This window comes from Phyllobacterium sp. UNC302MFCol5.2, assembly GCF_000686005.1.
GTDB classification, from domain to species: domain Bacteria; phylum Pseudomonadota; class Alphaproteobacteria; order Rhizobiales; family Rhizobiaceae; genus Phyllobacterium; species Phyllobacterium pellucidum.
Genome location: NZ_JMLL01000013.1, coordinates 14,369 through 32,307, shown reverse-complemented (window position 1 = coordinate 32,307; position 17,939 = coordinate 14,369). Strand labels below are relative to the sequence as shown.

The 17,939-nt window shown below is 58.7% G+C and carries 14 protein-coding genes; 6 read left to right on the top strand and 8 right to left on the bottom strand.

Features of this window, described 5'->3' with window-relative positions; genetic code table 11:
- The first annotated feature begins 136 nt into the window (after positions 1-136).
- Complete coding sequence (locus BR48_RS0116815) at positions 137-1,333, top strand: hypothetical protein (RefSeq protein WP_155810909.1); 1,197 nt, start codon at positions 137-139, stop codon at positions 1,331-1,333.
- Positions 1,334-1,486: 153 nt separating this feature from the next.
- Here the strand turns inward: BR48_RS0116815 and aspS are convergent, their stop codons facing one another.
- Positions 1,487-3,277: an aspartate--tRNA ligase gene (gene aspS / locus BR48_RS0116810; RefSeq protein WP_027232375.1), complete on the bottom strand. Its 1,791-nt coding sequence runs from the start codon at positions 3,275-3,277 to the stop codon at positions 1,487-1,489.
- Positions 3,278-3,427: 150 nt separating this feature from the next.
- Here aspS and rnd point away from each other — a divergent pair, with 150 nt between their 5' ends.
- Positions 3,428-4,588 carry a ribonuclease D gene (gene rnd, locus BR48_RS0116805; RefSeq protein ID WP_027232374.1) on the top strand — a complete coding sequence of 387 codons (1,161 nt, stop codon included), beginning with the start codon at positions 3,428-3,430 and terminating at the stop codon, positions 4,586-4,588.
- 86 nt (positions 4,589-4,674) lie between these two features.
- On the top strand, positions 4,675-5,598 hold the full coding sequence (locus BR48_RS0116800) for an EamA family transporter (RefSeq protein WP_027232373.1): 924 nt from the start codon (positions 4,675-4,677) through the stop codon (positions 5,596-5,598).
- A 44-nt stretch (positions 5,599-5,642) separates the two neighbouring features.
- Here BR48_RS0116800 and ppx read toward each other — a convergent pair whose 3' ends face one another.
- Together ppx and BR48_RS0116790 are read right to left on the bottom strand one after the other, a co-directional pair.
- Complete coding sequence (gene ppx / locus BR48_RS0116795; RefSeq protein WP_027232372.1) at positions 5,643-7,154, bottom strand: exopolyphosphatase; 1,512 nt, start codon at positions 7,152-7,154, stop codon at positions 5,643-5,645.
- Complete coding sequence (locus BR48_RS0116790) at positions 7,151-9,346, bottom strand: RNA degradosome polyphosphate kinase (protein WP_027232371.1); 2,196 nt, start codon at positions 9,344-9,346, stop codon at positions 7,151-7,153. The genes ppx and BR48_RS0116790 overlap by 4 nt, the downstream gene beginning before the upstream one ends.
- Before the next feature lie 199 nt (positions 9,347-9,545).
- Here BR48_RS0116790 and BR48_RS0116785 point away from each other — a divergent pair, with 199 nt between their 5' ends.
- A complete protein-coding gene (locus BR48_RS0116785) occupies positions 9,546-9,791 on the top strand; it encodes a zinc-finger domain-containing protein (protein ID WP_027232370.1) in 246 nt (81 codons plus the stop codon).
- Between the two features lie 29 nt (positions 9,792-9,820).
- Positions 9,821-11,092 carry an FAD-dependent monooxygenase gene (locus BR48_RS0116780; protein ID WP_051615120.1) on the top strand — a complete coding sequence of 424 codons (1,272 nt, stop codon included), beginning with the start codon at positions 9,821-9,823 and terminating at the stop codon, positions 11,090-11,092.
- 245 nt (positions 11,093-11,337) lie between these two features.
- Here the strand turns inward: BR48_RS0116780 and BR48_RS0116775 are convergent, their stop codons facing one another.
- The 5 genes from BR48_RS0116775 to BR48_RS25560 form a co-directional block, all read right to left on the bottom strand.
- Positions 11,338-12,141: an amino acid ABC transporter ATP-binding protein gene (locus BR48_RS0116775; RefSeq protein ID WP_027232368.1), complete on the bottom strand. Its 804-nt coding sequence runs from the start codon at positions 12,139-12,141 to the stop codon at positions 11,338-11,340.
- 13 nt (positions 12,142-12,154) lie between these two features.
- Positions 12,155-13,309 (bottom strand): amino acid ABC transporter permease, encoded by a 1,155-nt coding sequence (locus tag BR48_RS0116770; protein WP_027232367.1) that lies wholly within the window; start codon positions 13,307-13,309, stop codon positions 12,155-12,157.
- 2 nt (positions 13,310-13,311) lie between these two features.
- The gene (locus BR48_RS0116765; protein ID WP_027232366.1) at positions 13,312-14,508 is read right to left on the bottom strand and encodes an amino acid ABC transporter permease; all 1,197 of its coding nucleotides are present in this window, start codon (positions 14,506-14,508) and stop codon (positions 13,312-13,314) included.
- Positions 14,509-14,610: 102 nt separating this feature from the next.
- Positions 14,611-15,639: an amino acid ABC transporter substrate-binding protein gene (locus tag BR48_RS0116760; protein ID WP_027232365.1), complete on the bottom strand. Its 1,029-nt coding sequence runs from the start codon at positions 15,637-15,639 to the stop codon at positions 14,611-14,613.
- A gap of 237 nt (positions 15,640-15,876) precedes the next feature.
- A complete protein-coding gene (locus BR48_RS25560) occupies positions 15,877-16,662 on the bottom strand; it encodes a phosphatase PAP2 family protein (protein ID WP_051615118.1) in 786 nt (261 codons plus the stop codon).
- A gap of 86 nt (positions 16,663-16,748) precedes the next feature.
- Between BR48_RS25560 and BR48_RS0116750 the strand changes: the two genes are divergently transcribed.
- Positions 16,749-17,924, top strand: coding sequence for a cystathionine beta-lyase (locus BR48_RS0116750; protein ID WP_027232364.1), 1,176 nt, complete (start codon positions 16,749-16,751; stop codon positions 17,922-17,924).
- Positions 17,925-17,939: the final 15 nt, after the last annotated feature.

Sequence of the window (17,939 nt, the reverse complement as noted above, 5' to 3'; positions counted from 1 at the left end):
CCTTGCCGGACGCACAGCTCTTGCTTTCGATCTGCAAATCTGACCTTCTCGCCCTTTAACAGCAAAGCTCCTCGGTGATGGCCATAGTTTTGCCGCTGCTGCACGCTTCGAATACGGGAACAGAAGGGATCAACTCATGGCTTCAATGCAACTGAATTCCAGCCTGCGCGTCCTCGGCGCCACCTCTGCTCTCATGATCATCTTTGCCGGATCGGCCTATGCGGTCGATGGAAATGCTGTCGCAGGACGTCTCAAGGCCGTCTATGCCGAACAGGGCGGCACCTTCGACTATGGCAGCGTGGAAACGAACGGCTCGACTGTCGTCCTGAAGGATACAAAAGTATCGACTGCGGGCGTCAAGGAGAGTTTCAGCGCCGGCGACGTGACGTTGACCGACGTCTCCGATGCGCCCGGCGGTGGTTTCAAGATTGGCTCGCTGACAATCCCGGACATCAACTTCACCCCTGAAGGCGAACCCGGCAGCAAGGTCAATGTCAGCGGCATCAGCCTTGCTGGAATCACCTTGCCTCCTGAAGGCTCAACCGATCCGCTCGCCAAAATCCTTCAATATAAAAAAGCGGAAATCAAGCATTTCGACGTCAACGCAAAGGGCAAGGACGTCTTCAACGCCGACAATCTGACGGTCACCGTGTCGCCGATCACCGCGTCTGCCCCCGTCACCTTCACCTCCAACGTGGAACGCTTCAAGGCGGATCTGTCGACGGTGGAAGACCCGAAGACGAAAGACGCCCTCAAGGCGCTCGGCTATGAGACGCTCACCGGCAAGATCGACATGAGCGGCAGTTGGAACATGGCCGATGGCCGGCTCAACATCGAAAAGATGGACTATATCGCCGACAATGCCGGTACACTCGGCATCAAGCTCGACATTTCCGGCTATACGCTCGATTTCATCAAGGGCTTGCAGGAAGCCACCAAGAACATGGAAGGCAAGCCCGATGATGCGCAGGGCATGGCCATGCTCGGCCTCATGCAGCAACTGAGCTTCAACAGCGCTGCGATCCGCTTCGACGATGCTTCGCTGACCTACAAGGCACTTGATTATGTCGCCAAGCAGCAGGGCGCCAAGCGTTCCGACCTGATCAATCAGGCGAAGATGATCATTCCGATGGCCGCAACGCAGTTGAAGAATGCCGATTTCGCGCAAGCGCTCGCCCAGGCGACCAGTACCTATCTCGACAACCCGAAAACGATCGAAATCAAGGCGATGCCGGCAAAGCCCGTGCCCTTCGCCATTATCGCGGCGGGCGGCATGGCCGATCCGAAATCGCTGATCAAGACGCTCGGGGTGACGGTCACCGCGACCGAGTAGCATTTCGTGACGGGGATCCTCGGGACAAGGGCCCGGGGACCCAGGTTCCGTAACGCTGAAACGCAACGTTCGCCGAGGGCTCTTGTGGCATAGCAAAAAGCCCCGCATTGCTGCCGGGCTTTTCTGTATTCAAAACCACTTAGATGAGGTGTTTTAAACCTCTTTCTTCACCGGATTGAGGCGAATGTGCAGGTCGCGCAGCTGCGCTTGTGACACTTCCGAAGGTGCGTTCATCAGAAGGTCGTAGGCCTGCTGGTTCATCGGGAACATGGTGATCTCGCGGAGGTTCTTGGCGCCGACGAGCAGCATGACGATACGGTCGATGCCGGCCGCCATACCGCCATGCGGCGGAGCGCCATACTGAAATGCCCGGTAGAGCGCGCCGAAACGCTCTTCCACCGTCTCGCGCGAGTGACCAACGGCCTCGAACGCCTTGACCATCGTCTCCGGCAGGTGGTTGCGGATGCCGCCCGAGGCAATTTCGAAGCCGTTGCAGACCATGTCGTACTGGAACGCCTTGATCGTCAGCGGATCCTGGTGTTCCAGCGCATCGATGCCGCCCTGCGGCATGGAAAACGGGTTGTGGGCAAAATCGATCTTCTTTTCTTCCTCGAGCCATTCGAAGAAGGGAAAATCGACGATCCAGCAGAGCTTGAACTGATCGCGATCGACGAGGTTGAGCTCCTCGCCCGCGCGGGTGCGGGCCGCGCCGGCAAAGGAGACGAACTTTTTCGGGTCGCCCGCCACGAAGAACACGGCGTCGCCCTCGCCGAGGCCAAGCTGCGTGCGGATGGCTTCGGTACGTTCCGGCCCGATATTCTTGGCAAGCGGTCCGGCGCCTTCCAGCGCCTCGCCTTCCTTGCGCCAGAAAATATAGCCGAGGCCGGGCTGGCCTTCACCTTGCGCCCACGAGTTCATGCGATCGCAGAATGCGCGCGATCCGCCGGTTTTGGCTGGTATGGCCCAGACCTCGACCTTCGGATCATTGGCAATCATGTTGGCGAAAACCTTGAAGCCCGAGCCGGCAAAGTGCTCGGTGACGGCTTCCATCTCGATCGGGTTGCGCAGATCCGGCTTGTCGGAGCCGTATTTGCGCATGGCAACATCGTAGGAAATCCGCGGGAATTCCTGCGTTACCGGCTTGCCATTGGCAAACTCCTCGAAGATGCCGCGCAGCACCGGTTCCATCGTCGAAAGCACGTCGTTCTGCTCGACGAAGCTCATCTCGATATCGAGCTGGTAGAATTCGCCCGGCAGGCGGTCGGCGCGCGGGTCTTCATCGCGGAAGCACGGCGCGATCTGGAAATAGCGATCGAAGCCCGACATCATGATGAGCTGCTTGTATTGCTGTGGCGCCTGCGGCAGGGCGTAGAAGTTACCGGGATGGATGCGGCTCGGCACGAGGAAATCGCGCGCGCCTTCCGGCGAAGAGGCCGTCAGGATCGGCGTCGAGAACTCCGTGAAGCCGATTTCGGACATGCGGCGGCGCATCGCCGAGATGATCTTCGTGCGCGCCATGATGTTCTTGTGCAGCGTGTCGCGACGCAGGTCGAGGAAGCGGTACTTCAGACGGATGTCTTCGGGGTAGTCGAGCTCGCCGAAGACCGGCAGCGGCAGTTCCTTGGCAGCCGACAGCACTTCGATCTCGCGGGCGAAGATTTCGATCTCTCCGGTCGGCATGTTCGGGTTGATCGTATCGTCGGTACGGGCCTTGACCTCACCGTCGACGCGGATAACCCATTCGCCGCGTACAGTTTCCGCCAATTTGAATGCTGGCGAATCCGGGCTCGCAACGATTTGCGTCAGACCATAGTGGTCGCGCAGGTCGATGAAGAGAATGCCGCCGTGGTCGCGGACGCGATGGACCCAGCCGGATAGACGAACAGTCGAACCAACGTCCGATTTACGCAAGGCTGCGCAGGTGTGGCTGCGGTAACGGTGCATGGTATGTGCCTCTGAATTTATGCTGGTTGCCGAAAAGCGTGGGAAATGCCCCGGCATGAGCCAAGAATTTGGGCGGACAAGCGCATTTTGAGGGTGATTTGTCAAGATCGGGGCGGAGACAAACGCATTCTCATTCGCTATAGAAAATTTATGAGCATGATTACAACCACCGACCAACTCGAGCAGGCTGTCGCGGCCCTTTCGCAATCCGATTTTGTGACCGTCGATACGGAATTCATCCGGGAGACCACCTTCTGGCCGGAACTCTGCGTCATTCAGCTTGCGTCGCCCGATCATACTGCGATCGTTGATGCGCTGGCGCCGGGCCTTGATCTTGCTGCTTTTTTTCGGCTGATGGCCGATGAGAAGATCGTCAAGGTCTTCCATGCCGCGCGCCAGGACATCGAAATCATCTTCCACCTCGGAAATCTCATCCCGCATCCGGTTTTCGACACGCAGGTTGCGGCCATGGTATGCGGTTTTGGCGATGCGATTGCCTATGATCAGCTGGTTCAGCGCATCGTCGGGGCGCAAATCGACAAATCGTCACGCTTTACCGACTGGCGTCGCCGCCCGCTCTCCGAAAAGCAGCTCGACTATGCGCTCGCCGACGTGACGCATCTGCGCGACATCTATCTTCATCTGAAGCAGAGCCTTCAGGAAGAGGGCCGCACCGACTGGGTGCTTGACGAGATGAAAATCCTGACGGCGCGCGAAACCTACGACATGCATCCGGATGATGCGTGGAAGCGGCTGAAGATGCGCCTGCGCAAGCCGCAGGAACTCGCGGTTCTGCGCAGTGTTGCGGCCTGGCGCGAACGCGAGGCGCGCGAGCGCAACGTGCCCCGCGGGCGCGTGCTCAAGGACGATGCGATTTATGAGATCGCGCAGCAGCAGCCGCGCGATGCGGAGGCGATGTCACGCCTCAGAACGATCCCGAAAGGCTGGGAACGATCGAGCATGGCGACCGGCCTTCTCAATGCGGTGAATCTCGCGCTCGACCTGCCGAAGGAAGACATGCCGCGCCTGCCGAAATCCGTGCAGTCGCCGGAAGGCGCCGGTGCTGCCGCTGAACTCCTCAAGGTGCTTTTGCGCCTTGTCACCGAGGAGCATGGTGTCGCCGCGAAGGTGGTTGCGACAACCGACGAGATCGACCGGATCGCCGCCGAGGGCGACGTCGACGACATTCCGGCGCTGCAGGGCTGGCGGCGCGAGGTTTTTGGCGAAAAGGCGCTGCAACTGATCAACGGATCGCTTTGCCTTAAATTCGAAAACAGGAAGATTCGGGCCGTTCCCTGGCCAGAAGAGTAAGCGATGGTTCGGCCGTGATCGTAGCATCGCTTTGGCGGTGCAGCTAACGTCCCGGCATGATCACATCACATATTAGGCAACCACGCATGTCCAGTCCCGCCGTTTCGACCACCCCGCCGCTTGCCAGAGAGATTGCCCTTCTCGCGGTGCTTGCCACGCTGTGGGGGGCTTCCTATACCTTCATCAAGATCGGCGTGGAAACCATACCGCCCGTTACATTTATTGCCGCGCGCACCTTGATTGCCGGAGCGCTGCTGCTCGCCATCATCAAGATGCGCGGTCTCGCACTGCCGCGAGATCCGGACGTCTGGAAGCGCTTCTTCATCCAGGCCTGCATCAACAGTGTCATCCCCTTTACCCTGGTTGCCTGGGCGGAAATCACCGTCGACGCCGGTCTTGCGACGATCCTCAATTCGACGACCCCGATCTTCACGTTCCTGCTCACCGTGCTCATCACACGGCACGAACCTGTGACCGCCCGCAAGGTGTTCGGCGTCACTGCTGGCGTCGTTGGCATCAGCCTGATCATTGGCCTTGAAGCCTTCAACGGCCTCGGCAAGGAACTTGTCTCGCAACTCGCAATTGTCACGGCAACAATTTCCTATGCGTGCGCAGCTATTTTCGGCCGCGGCTTCAAGGGGATGGACCCGATGATGCCGGCGGCGGGCTCGATGATATGCGGTGCGGTCATGCTCATACCCTTGAGCCTTGTCGTCGACCATCCGTGGACGATCGTACCGTCAACCGCGTCGATTGCAGCCCTGTTTGGCCTTGCGGTTTTCTCGACCGCCCTCGCCTTCGTGATCTTCTTCCGCCTCGTCCATACGCTGGGATCGGTCAGCACAACGTCGCAAGCCTATCTGCGCGTGCCGATCGGGGTTGGAATCGGCGTGCTCTTTCTCGGGGAAAGCCTGAGCTCGACCGCCTGGCTGGGGCTCGTCTGCGTCATTGCCGGGGTCGCAGCCATGACGCTGCCCGCGCGCAAGAAGGCAACGGCCGCGCCGATCTAACGGTCAATCGCCAATTGCCTTGCGGTTAGGGTCGGCTCCGAGAACTAGGAGCCGATCGTCATCCGGATGTTTTTACCGGTAAGCTTCGCCAGTTGCTGCAGCCGCCCCTCCGGCACGTCGCCGATTAGGTCGGCCTTGGACTTGTGGACGACGAGATCGATGCCGTTTGCCGTCGCCTTCCAGGACAGGTAAGGCACCACCCCGGCCATCGAGGCCGAGAAGGGGTAGACGATGCGCATGACCGCCGCGAGGATGCGCGAATATTCGAGCAAGCGCGGCGTGGCAATTGCCGCTAGGTCCGGATCGGCGACGCTATTGGTAATGCCTTCATGGCGGAAGAAATTGGCAAGGGCGATATAGGCGCGGCCGGGGTGATCGATACCGATAAAGGCGGCGTTGGAAATCATGTTCAAGGCCTGCGAGCCGCGATAATCCGGATGGGCGCGCCAACTGATATCCGCGACGAGGCAGGCAGCGCGCCGATAGCGGCTTTCGTCCTCGGTCTCGTCATACCCGAGCGCGGCAAAGGCGCCACCGGTCCATTCGGCAAGCTCGCGCGCATAGGCAGGCGAGCGGGCGCGAAGTACCGCCAGTTCATCGGCTGCCGAGATGAGCGGGTCTTCCAGTTGCTCGCTTTCAGAAAGCAGCGAATAGAGAAATCCCTCGCGTACCCCAAGCGCCGAGAATACAACCTGGGCCGGACGCATCAGTTTGATGGTTTCGAGCAGCGCAATTGCGCCATAGGAAAGCAATGAGCGGCGGTTTTTCGAGACGTCCTCTATGCCGCGCATATAATCGAGATCGCCGGCGGCGACGAGCTTGAGGAAGCGCTGCGCCTCCTCGAACGGAATTTCGTAATGATGCATGACATGCAGTGGATAGTGCGTCGCGCTCATATGGAGCTTGGCGAGATTTCGCCAGGTGCCGCCAACTGCATAGAAGGTGCGCCCCTTGCCATTGGCCAGAAGCTTGGCGGAAGCCAGATACTTCCGTGCTATCGTCACTGCTGCGGTGAGATCACCATCTGCCATGTCCTGCAGGCGCAAGCCGCCAAGCGGAAGTGTGATCCCGTCGCCGATCTGATGCCCCTTGACATCGACGAGTTCGAGACTGCCGCCGCCGAGGTCGCCGGCAATCCCGTCCGGATCGTGAAATCCCGAGATGATGCCGAGGGCGGAATAGTACGCTTCCTCGCGGCCCGAAAGCACCCGGATAGGTTCTTTGAGCAGAGCCTCGGCTTCCTTGATGAACATCGAGCCGTTCTCTGCCTCGCGCGCTGCGGCCGTTGCGAGAACGTCGAGCGAAACCGCTCCCGCCTGATCGGCCAGGGCACGGAAGCGGCGCAGCGCACGCAGCGCGCTTTGCACCGCCTTGGCATTCAGCTTGTGTGTCTTGACCAAACCCTTGCCGAGACCGCAGAGAATCTTCTCGTTGAACAGCACAGTGGGCGAGCGGTTGACGCCTTCATAAACGACAAGGCGCACTGAGTTCGAGCCAATGTCGATAACTGCGGCCGGCTGGCGCCCCTGTACGCGTCCCTGTGCAGCGGAGATCATGCAGCCTTGTTTCTTTTCGAGCGCTTGCGATGGGCAATCAGTCGAGGTGCCGAGGATTTCAGAGACTTGCCACGGCCGGAAAGGCTGGGATTTGTCATGAAATATTCCTGCGCGTTGAAAGCTTCTTCACCTTCGGCCGGCTCAATCCGGCGCGACGTTCCGTCTGCTAGTAACTCGTAACTCTGCTGGTTGTCGAGAACGTTGGCCAGCATAATCTGTGAAAGAACCTGTTGATGCACAGTTGGATTGGTGATGGGCACCAGCGTCTCCACGCGGCGGTCGAGATTGCGTGTCATCATGTCGGCCGAACCGAAATAGACCAGTGCTTTTTCGGACGGCAATCCTTCGCCGTTGCCGAAGCAGAAGATGCGGCTATGCTCGAGGAAACGGCCGACAATCGATTTCGCACGAATGTTTTCCGAAAGTCCCGGCACCTGCGGGCGCAGACAGCAAATGCCGCGGACGACCAGGTCGATTTCGACGCCGTGCTTGCTCGCCTTATAGAGCGCGTCGATGATCTCGGCGTCGACCAGCGAATTCACCTTCATCCAGATCGAAGCCGGACGTCCGGCCTTGGCGTGCTCGATTTCTTCGGCGATGTGCTGGAGGATGCGCGGACGCAGCGAAATCGGCGAAACGGCAATGCGCATTTCCCCTGATGGCGGTGTATAGCCGGTGATGTAGTTGAAAATCTGCGCCACGTCGCGCCCGATGGCCTGCTCGCATGTGAAGAACGAGAGATCGGTATAGATCTTCGCCGTGATCGGATGGTAGTTGCCGGTGCCAAGATGCACGTAACTGCGCAGCCGGTTTTCTTCACGCCGCACCACAAGCGACATCTTGGCGTGCGTCTTCAACTCGATGAAGCCGAAGACCACCTGCACGCCGGCCCGCTCCAGGTCTCGCGCCCAACGGATATTCGCCTCTTCGTCGAACCGCGCCTTGAGTTCGATCAAGGCCGTCACCGACTTGCCGCTTTCCGCCGCATCGATAAGCGCGCGCACGATCGGGCTGTCGTTCGATGTGCGGTAGAGCGTCTGCTTGATGGCGACGACATCGGGATCGGCGGCGGCCTGGCGCAGGAACTGGACAACGACATCAAAGGATTCGTAAGGATGGTGAACGATGATGTCCTTCTCGCGGATCGCCGCAAAGCAATCGCCGCCATGTTCGCGGACACGCTCGGGGAAGCGCGGATTGTAGGGCACGAATTTGAGGTCGGCCCGCGGTATGCCGACAATTTCCGACATCATGTTGAGGGCGAGCAGGCCTTCGAGCACGCTGATGCGATTGTCCGGCACGCCAAGCTCGGTCGCAACGAAGCTGCGCAGCGATTCCGGCATTTCGTCGTCGAACTCGATGCGGATCACCTGGCCGCGGCGGCGGCGCTTCAGCGCACTTTCGAAGAGGCGCACCAGATCCTCGGCCTCTTCTTCCACCTCGATATCGCTGTCGCGGATGATGCGGAACGTGCCTGCCCCCTTGATTTCGTAGCCGGGAAACAGCCGGCCGGTGAAGAGGCTGATTGCATCCTCCAGTGTCAGAAAGCGGAAATGGCCGCTCTCGTCGGGAATCTGGATGAAACGCTTCAGCGCCTGCGGCAGGCGCAGCAGCGCCGTCATCGGGCGATTGTCGCTGCTGCGGCTAAGCAACATGGCGATGGTAAATCCGAGATTGGGGATGAATGGAAACGGGTGCGCTGGGTCGATGGCGAGCGGGGTCAGCACCGGATAGATGGTTTCGAGGAAGTGATCTTCGAGCCACGCCTGTTCGGCGCTGGTCAGCCGGTCCGGCCGCACGATCTCGATATTTTCCTTCAGCATTTCGGCGCGCAGTTCCGTCAGCCTGATCTGCTGCGCGGCCTGGAGGCGTCCAACCTCTTCGAGCACGAAATCGAGCTGTTCCTGCGGGGTGCGCCCGTCGTCGCTGCGATCGGAGACGCCGGCACGAACCTGACCGGCCAGCCCCGCGATTCGAACCATGAAAAACTCGTCGAGATTGGCGGCCGAGATCGACAGGAAACGCAGCCGTTCGAGAAGGGGCTGGTGCGCGTTGTGGGCTTCTTCGAGCACGCGGCGATTGAACTGCAGCCACGAGAACTCGCGATTGACGAACCGATCGACGCTTTTCGGCAGATCGGGCAGATCGACGCTCTCCACCGGTTGCGGAATGAGGGGCGCCTGTTCGTTCATATTTATTCTCCAATCAAAAGCTGGCTGCCACTATACCGGCAACGGAATATACGGTCATGTCTCAACGGCAAACTAATGCGGTGTTTTGACAGATTGTTTGCAAGCGTCTTGAAATCGCATTCAGGATGATACAAACCCTAGGGAAAGAGAAGTCAATTGCGCCAAGGCGCGTTGAGCGGCGAGTCGTCAGGAGCGTAATATGGCTGGACACAGCATCCCTCATTTCCAGAACAGCGCTGGTCATGCAGCGATCAGCATCGGCGTGAAGGAATTCATGTGTGTCGGCGCCAATCCTCCGTTCGATCACCCGCACGTATTTCTGGATCTTGGCGACGATAACGAAAAGGTCTGCCCCTATTGCTCGACGCTTTACCGCTACGATCCCTCGCTTCCTGCCGAGGTGACGGTGCCGGAAGGCTGCATCTACGTCGACAGGGCTGCTTGAACCCGGACGGAGAAACTGGTTCCATCCGGATGTCCTCTGGCCCGACCCTGATTGATCTCAAGACAGAACGTAACAGGCGAATTCCCAATCCTGACCAGATCATTATTGCGGGGGCCGGCATTGCCGGCCTGACGCTCGCGCTTGCCCTGAGCGACAAGGGTTTTTCGGTTCAGCTTTTCGAGAAGAGTGCGACGCTTGCCGAGATCGGCGCGGGCCTGCAGCTTTCACCCAATGCCACGCGCCTTCTCGATCGCCTTGGTGTGCTGGAACGGCTGAAATATGCCTCCGTCGAGCCGCAGGCCATCTGCCTGCAGGACGGGCGAAGCGGCGCAAATCTGCTGCATCTGCCGATCGGCGGAACGGCAAGACAGCGTTGGGGCGCGCCTTATATCGTTTGCCACCGCGCCGACCTGCAAAATGCGTTGCTCAACGAGGCGCGCAACCGTCCCAACATTGCGATCCAGCTGCAATCGACGGTGACGCAATACAAGTCGGACACCGAAGGCATTTTGGTTCGGGTCCAGTATCATGACCGCATCGAAGAACATCGCGGGGCGCTGCTCGCAGGCGCCGACGGCGTATGGTCGGACATGCGCACCGCTCTGTCGGACACCGACCGCGCCCGTTACACGGGAACGATCGCCTGGCGTTCTTCGGTCGCGGTCGATCAATTGCCGCCCGCCTTTGCTGCGCTGATGCCTCCCGGCACCAATGTCGTGGCCTGGACCGGCGCCAATGCCCACCTGATCGCCTACCCCATTCGCTCCGGACAGGTGATCAATTTCGTGGCCGTTGCACCGGATCGAAACATTCGCCGCCGCTGGGACGACCAGCGGACCAACAATGCCAGCCAGGATTTCATCCGCGCGTTCGCAGCGTGGAATCAAGGGATTTGCGACCTGATGCGGGCCGGCCGGCCCTGGACGCCATGGCGGCTGTTTGCCATGAAGAAATGCCAGTTCAAGATCGAGGAGCGCGTGGTCCTCATCGGGGATGCCGCCCACGCCATGACGCCCTATGCGGCACAGGGCGCGGCCATGGCCATTGAAGACGCCTGCCTGCTGGCGGCTGCGCTTGCCACCGACGGCAAGAAATGGACGACGGCGCTCGATCAGTTCAGCAAGGCACGATCGAAACGGGTCGGTGCAGTGGTGCGACGCGGCGCATTGAACCAGCTTGCCTACCATGCAAGAGGACCGATTGCGCTTGCCCGCAACGTCGTCTTTCGCAATCGACCAGCCGATAAGTTCGTCGAGGGCTTCGACTGGCTCTATGGATTTGATCCGGAAAAGCGTGGCTGATAGTTCGGCGGCCGTTGTGGCACGGCGCTTGAGCTGCCGGTCCCCGTCATTCCGGGGCTCTTGACCCGCAGATCCACTCACGCGATATCTACCCGCAAAAGGAAGAATGGATCCTCGGGACAAGTGCCCGAGGATAACGGCGGAGGCCCCAAGGATGACGGCGGAGATGCCCGGGACGACCGCTCAGAGCGATGAAACAAATCAAAGCGGCGGCCGTGAGGCCGCCGCTTTCAACATTTGTCTCGTCAGTGCAGGATCTGGCTGAGGAACAGCTTGGTGCGCTCGTGCTGCGGATTGTCGAAGAATTCCGCTGGCGCGTTCTGTTCGACGATCTGGCCCTGATCCATAAAGATCACCCGGTTGGCAACCTGGCGGGCAAATCCCATTTCGTGAGTAACGCACACCATGGTCATGCCCTCTTCGGCTAGTTGCACCATGGTGTCGAGCACTTCCTTGATCATTTCCGGATCGAGCGCCGAAGTCGGCTCATCGAACAGCATGATGCGCGGGTTCATGCACAGCGACCGGGCGATAGCAACGCGCTGCTGCTGGCCACCGGACAACTGGCCCGGATACTTGTTGGCCTGTTCCGGAATCTTGACGCGCTCGAGATAGTGCATCGCGACCTCGTCCGCCTTCTTCTTCGGCATCTTGCGTACCCAGATCGGCGCAAGCGTGCAATTTTCGAGGATTGTCAAATGCGGGAACAGATTGAAGTGCTGGAAGACCATACCGACTTCGCGGCGGACTTCGTCGATCTTCTTCAAGTCGTTCGTAAGCTCAATGCCATCGACGATGATCTTGCCGCTCTGGTGTTCTTCGAGGCGGTTGATGCAGCGGATCATGGTCGACTTGCCCGATCCCGAAGGCCCCGCAACGACGATGCGCTCGCCGCGCATGACCTTGAGGTTGATATCCTTGAGGACGTGGAAATCCCCGTACCACTTGTTCATGTTGATGATATCGACAGCCACGTCCGTCTTCGACACGTGCAAGAGCGATCGGTCGACGTGGATTTCATTTGGGTCAACAACGTTTTCGGTTGTCATTATGGGGTGCTCCTCAGCGTTTATGTCCTTTGTCGAGCCGCTTTTCCATGAAGATGGAATAGCGCGACATCCCGAAACAGAAAATCCAGAATACGAAACCGGCAAAAATCAAGCCGGAGATGGGGGTCTGCGGTGATGCCCAATTGGCATCGGCGAAGTGCTGCTTCACGGTTCCCAGCAGGTCGAACATGCTGATGACCGTTACAAGGCTGGTATCCTTGAAGAGGCCAATGAACGTGTTGACGATGCCCGGAATGACCAGCTTGAGCGCCTGCGGAAGGATGATGAGCCCGGTCTTCTGCCAATAGCTCAACCCCAGCGAATCTGCGCCCTCATACTGGCCCTTGGGAATTGCCTGCAGACCACCGCGCACCACTTCCGCCATATAGGCCGAAGCAAAGAGCGCAACGCCGATCAGAGCACGCAGATACTTGTCGAAGGATACACCCGGCGGCAGGAACAGCGGCAGCATATAGCTTGCCATGAAGAGCACGGTGATGAGCGGGATGCCGCGGATCGTCTCGATGAAGATGACGCACAGCATCTTGATTACCGGCATCTTTGAGCGCCGCCCAAGCGCAAGCGCAATGCCGAGCGGCAGCGATACTGAAATGCCGACGAAGGATAGCGTCAACGTTACCAATAGTCCGCCCCAATTGGCCGTCTCCACATAAGGCAAGCCAAACCAGCCGCCGACAAGCAGGAAGAAGGCGACAATCGGGAAGATGAAGAAGAAGACGATGGCGTTGGCAACCTTGTACGGGGCCTTCGGAATGAGCAGCGGCACGAGCAGCAACACAAACAGGATCGCGACAATATTGACGCGCCAATGCTGATCGATCGGATAGGGCCCATACATGAACTGGCTAAAGTTGGCGTTCACATAGGCCCAGCACGCGCCTGACCAGCCCTCAGGCTGGATGCCGCCCTGCGCCACCGTGGAGCAGACCGACCGGTCCGGACCGGACCAGACGGCGTTCACGAACAGCCAGTTGATGATGCCGGGCAGGAACCAGGCGATCACCAGCAGCGCAAATACGGTCAGCGCCGTATCCATCGGCGTCGCGAAGAGATTGATTCTCATCCAGCGGATGATGCCTCGCTCTCCGAGCGGCGGGGTCTGCTCCTGCAACATTTCGGTGCGAACGTAGCTTAGATTATTATCCATGATCAGCGCTCCACCAGTGCCACTCTGGCGTTGAACCAATTCATGAAGATCGACGTAAGAACGCTGATGCCGAGATAAACCACCATCCAGATCGCAACCACTTCAATCGAGTGTCCCGTCTGGTTGAGGATCGTACCGCCCACCGCCACGAGATCGGGATAACCGATCGCAACAGCCAGGGACGAGTTCTTGGTGAGATTCAGATATTGGCTCGTCAGCGGCGGAATGATGATGCGCATCGCCTGCGGAACGATGACAAGCCGGGTCGTTGGACCAGCACGCAGCCCGAGCGCATGGGAGGCCTCGGACTGCCCCTTGCCCACGCCGCGAATACCGGCGCGGACGATCTCGGCAATGAAGGACGCCGTATAAAACGACAGCGCCAGATAGAGCGACATGAATTCCGGGCCGATTTGCGCGCCGCCCTTGAGATTGAACGAGCCAAGGACGGGATAGTCGAACGATAGCGGAAAACCCTTGACCAGCAAGGCGAGCAGCGGGAGGCCGACGATCAGAGCAAGTGCCGTCAGTCCAACCGGAAATTGCTGCCCGGTGACCATCTGGCGCCTGCGTGCCCAGCGCTTTACGAGGAGCGCGCCGACGATACCGACGATGAGGCCCACGCCGGCAAGCCATGCGCCTTCGCCAAACACCGGCGACGGAAAGAAGAAACCGCGATTATTGAGGTAGGTATTGAACGGCAGATGGATGCTCTGGCGCGCCTGAGGCAGCACCGAGAGAACGCCGAGATACCAGAAGAAGATGACCAGAAGCGGCGGAATGTTGCGGAATATCTCCACATAAACCGTGCAGATCTTGCGGATCAGCCAGTTATGCGACAACCGCCCGATACCGATGACGAAGCCGATGATCGTCGCAGTTATGATGCCTACGAAGGCGACCGTGATCGTATTGAGGATGCCGACCCAAAGCGCCTTGATATAGGTGGAATCGCTCGAATAGGCCAGATACGGGCTGCTGCTGATGTCGAAACCGGAACGGCCGTCCAGAAATCCGAAGCCAGACGCCAGATTAGCGCGCTGAAGATTGGTGATGGTATTGTTGATAATCCAGTAAATAAGACCCGCGATGACGACAACCGTCAGTACCTGAAAAACAAGTCCGCGAACTTTCGGATCGTAAAGAAGCGACGCCTTGGCGCTCGATCTTCCGACAGGCGTTATGTCCTGCGATGCCATTGACCCCTCGATTCATTCGTTTTTATTCTTATTATTATTGTTTTATGGTCGAGGGCGAGGAGGCAATGCCCCCTCGCCCCATGTTATTTGAGCATGAGTTAATCAGCGGATCGGCATCGCGTATTGCAGGCCGCCCTTGCTCCATTGTGCATTGATGCCGCGGGCAATCTTGAGCTTGCTGCCCGAGCCGATGTTGGTCTCGAAGACTTCGCCGTAATTGCCGACTGCCTTGACGATATTGACCACCCAATCGTTGGTGAGGCCAAGGTCCGTCCCGAGCTTGGTATTGGCTTCCTGGCCGAGAACGCGCTTGATTTCCGGACTGTCGCTCTTCGTCAGTTCCTCGACATTTGCCTTGGTGATGCCGAGTTCTTCGGCGGTCAGCAGCGCAAAGTGCGTCCAGCGAATGATATCCGCCCACTGATCGTCGCCCTGGCGTACGACCGGACCAAGTGGCTCCTTCGAGATGATCTCGGGAAGAACGACATGGTCGTCCGGCGCCGAGAGCGTCAGGCGGATGGAGTAAAGGCCGGACTGGTCGGTAGTGTAGACGTCGCAACGGCCGGAATCATAAGCCGCGTTGACTTCTTCGAGCTTCTCGAACACGACGGGATTATATTCCATCTTGTTCGCCTTGAAATAGTCAGCCAGGTTGAGCTCAGTTGTGGTGCCGGCCTGTACGCAAACCGAAGCGCCGGAAAGCTGCAGGGCCGAGTTGATGCCCGACAGCTTCTTCGAATTGATCATGAAGCCCTGGCCGTCAAAATAGTTGACTCCAGTGAAATCGAAGCCCTGCGTATCGCGGCTGAGCGTCCATGTGGTGTTGCGGATCAGAACGTCGATTTCGCCGGACTGCAATGCCGGGAGACGATCCTTCGCCGAGAGAGGCGTAAACTTTACCTTGGTTCCATCGCCAAAGATCGCAGCAGCGACCGCGCGGCAATAATCGACGTCGAAACCGGACCATTCGCCCTTGTCATTCGGAGCGCCGAAGCCGGCAAGACCGGTATTGACGCCGCACTGGAGGAAGCCCTTCTTCTTGACGTCGTCGAGTGTGCTGGCGGAGGCAGCGGTCGCCAACAGAACGAGCGCCGAAACAGCAAGCGTGCCCTTCAAAACAAGATTTTTCATAACAAGTGTACCCTTTGGTTGTATTGCCCTTAGTTCCCAGAGAGGAAAAGTACGATATTGGCAGGTAACCCCCATACCCAAAAAGGGCCCAATACCTCTCCCATTCACCGCTGCATCGAAGGCCATTCTGTCTGTTTGGTCAAGGTACAATCTTTGCTTGAGAATATTGCAAAACAGGCCGTTAACCTGCCCTCAAAGCGATTATTCTGATTATTCGCTGTGCAAATCGCGATCCGCTCACCAAAAATTGTCGCGAAAGCGGATTTTGGGCCAGAATCGGCCGTCAGAAACAAAGGCAGTGCGGCGCCCTGCGAGGAACCTTGCAAGGGCAACCGTCAGTAGAAAGCCGACGCTGTAGCCGGCCACGACATCGGTAGGATAGTGGGCGCGCACCAGGATGCGGGTAAATGCGATGAACATCGTTGCGAGGATGATCGCAACCCGCCAGCGCGGAAACCACAATGCAAGCACCGCGCCGACGGCACCCATGGTCGTCGAATGGCCCGACGGAAAACTTGCGAAATCATATCCCGACACAAAGGGCGAGAAGGCATTTGGACCCAGCGTATCGATGAATTTCGGCCGGGCGCGTCCGATCAGAAACTTTGCGATATTGGTGAAAATACCCGAAAGAGCGATCGCCCAGAACGCGAATGTCGCTTGCGAATAGATCAAGCCGAACTGAACTCTTCTTGTCCGGGCAAGGCCCCACCAGTCGATGCCGATAAGGCAAACTGCGACGGCAAACGCTGGAATCAGATACCACTGAGAAAGACCAATGTCGGTCAGGTGACGCGCCTCGCGCAAGCGCCCGTGCGATGACAGCGTGCGCGACAGCCACTCATCGTAGGGGTGCAGCAAGAGAATGACGAAGACGATCATGACCGCAGCCATGGTCATTCCTTGCGTCCAGGCGGGTTCGGTCGCCGGATAAGCGGGCGCATTCATGCGGCGCAGAAAGCGGATGACAGACTGGCCCGCGCGCACGAAGCCGGAGGGGCGGTCCTGAAGCTGATCCGTCATATTTCCTTTCGACGCTCCCTGTTGCAACCGGCGCGCTGCCGGATTATCGACTTCCCACCAGACAGACAAGATGTGGAGACGAACTCATGGACAAGCAACCGGGCAAGCCGGCGAAACTGGGCATCAATACCAGATTGGCACATGGTGGATACGATCCGCACGACTATCATGGCTTTGTCAATCCGCCCGTCGTCCATGCCTCGACGGTGCTTTTCCCCGACGCTGAAACCATGGCGGGCCACAGGCAGAAATACACATACGCAACGCATGGAACGCCGACAACGGATGCGCTTTGCCGCGCAATCGACGAACTCGAGGGCTCGGCAGGAACATTGCTCGTCCCTTCAGGACTGGTAGCGGTAACGCTCCCCCTCCTCGCTTTTCTTGCCCCTGGCGATCACCTGCTGATGGTCGATTGCTGCTATGGCAATACAAGGCACTTCTGCAACACGATGCTGAAGCAGTTCGGTGTCGAGGTCGAATATTACGATCCGCTCATCGGTTCCGGCATTGAAAAGCTGATCAAGGCGAATACTCGCGTCGTCTTCACCGAATCACCGGGCTCCAACACGTTTGAAGTGCAGGACATTCCGGCTATCGTGGAAAAGGCACATGCTGCCGGCGCCATCGTGATGATGGACAATACCTGGGCAACGCCGCTCTATTTCAGGGCGCTCGATTTCGGCGTCGACATAACGATTCACGCGGCGACGAAATATCCATCAGGACATTCCGACATATTGATGGGGACGGTTTCCGCCACCGAGGCATGCTTCAAGAAGCTCGACGCTGCCTATACCGCCCTCGGACTTTGCGTGGGCGGTGATGATGCCTACCAGATCCTGCGGGGCCTGAGGACCATGGGCGTGCGCATGGAACGGCATGCCAAGAGTGCGCTCGAAATTGCCAATTGGCTGGAGCGGCAGGACGGCGTGGTCGAAGTTCTCCATCCGGCGCTTGAAAGCCATGCCGGCCATGTCCTCTGGAAACGCGACTTCGGCGGCGCCGGCGGCGTGTTCTCAATCGTCATCGCTGGCGGGGTGAACCAGGCGCACGCCTTCCTCAATGCGCTGACGATATTCGGTCTCGGCTATTCCTGGGGCGGCTATGAGAGCCTTGCCGTCCACGTCAATCTAGGCGGGCGGGTCATCACCGGAAAAAACTATGCCGGCCCCTTGATCCGCCTCCAAATCGGGCTCGAAGACCCTGCCGATCTGATTGCCGATATCGAAAATGCGCTTGCGGCAGCAAGAACCGCGTGAACGACGTGAAGAGAA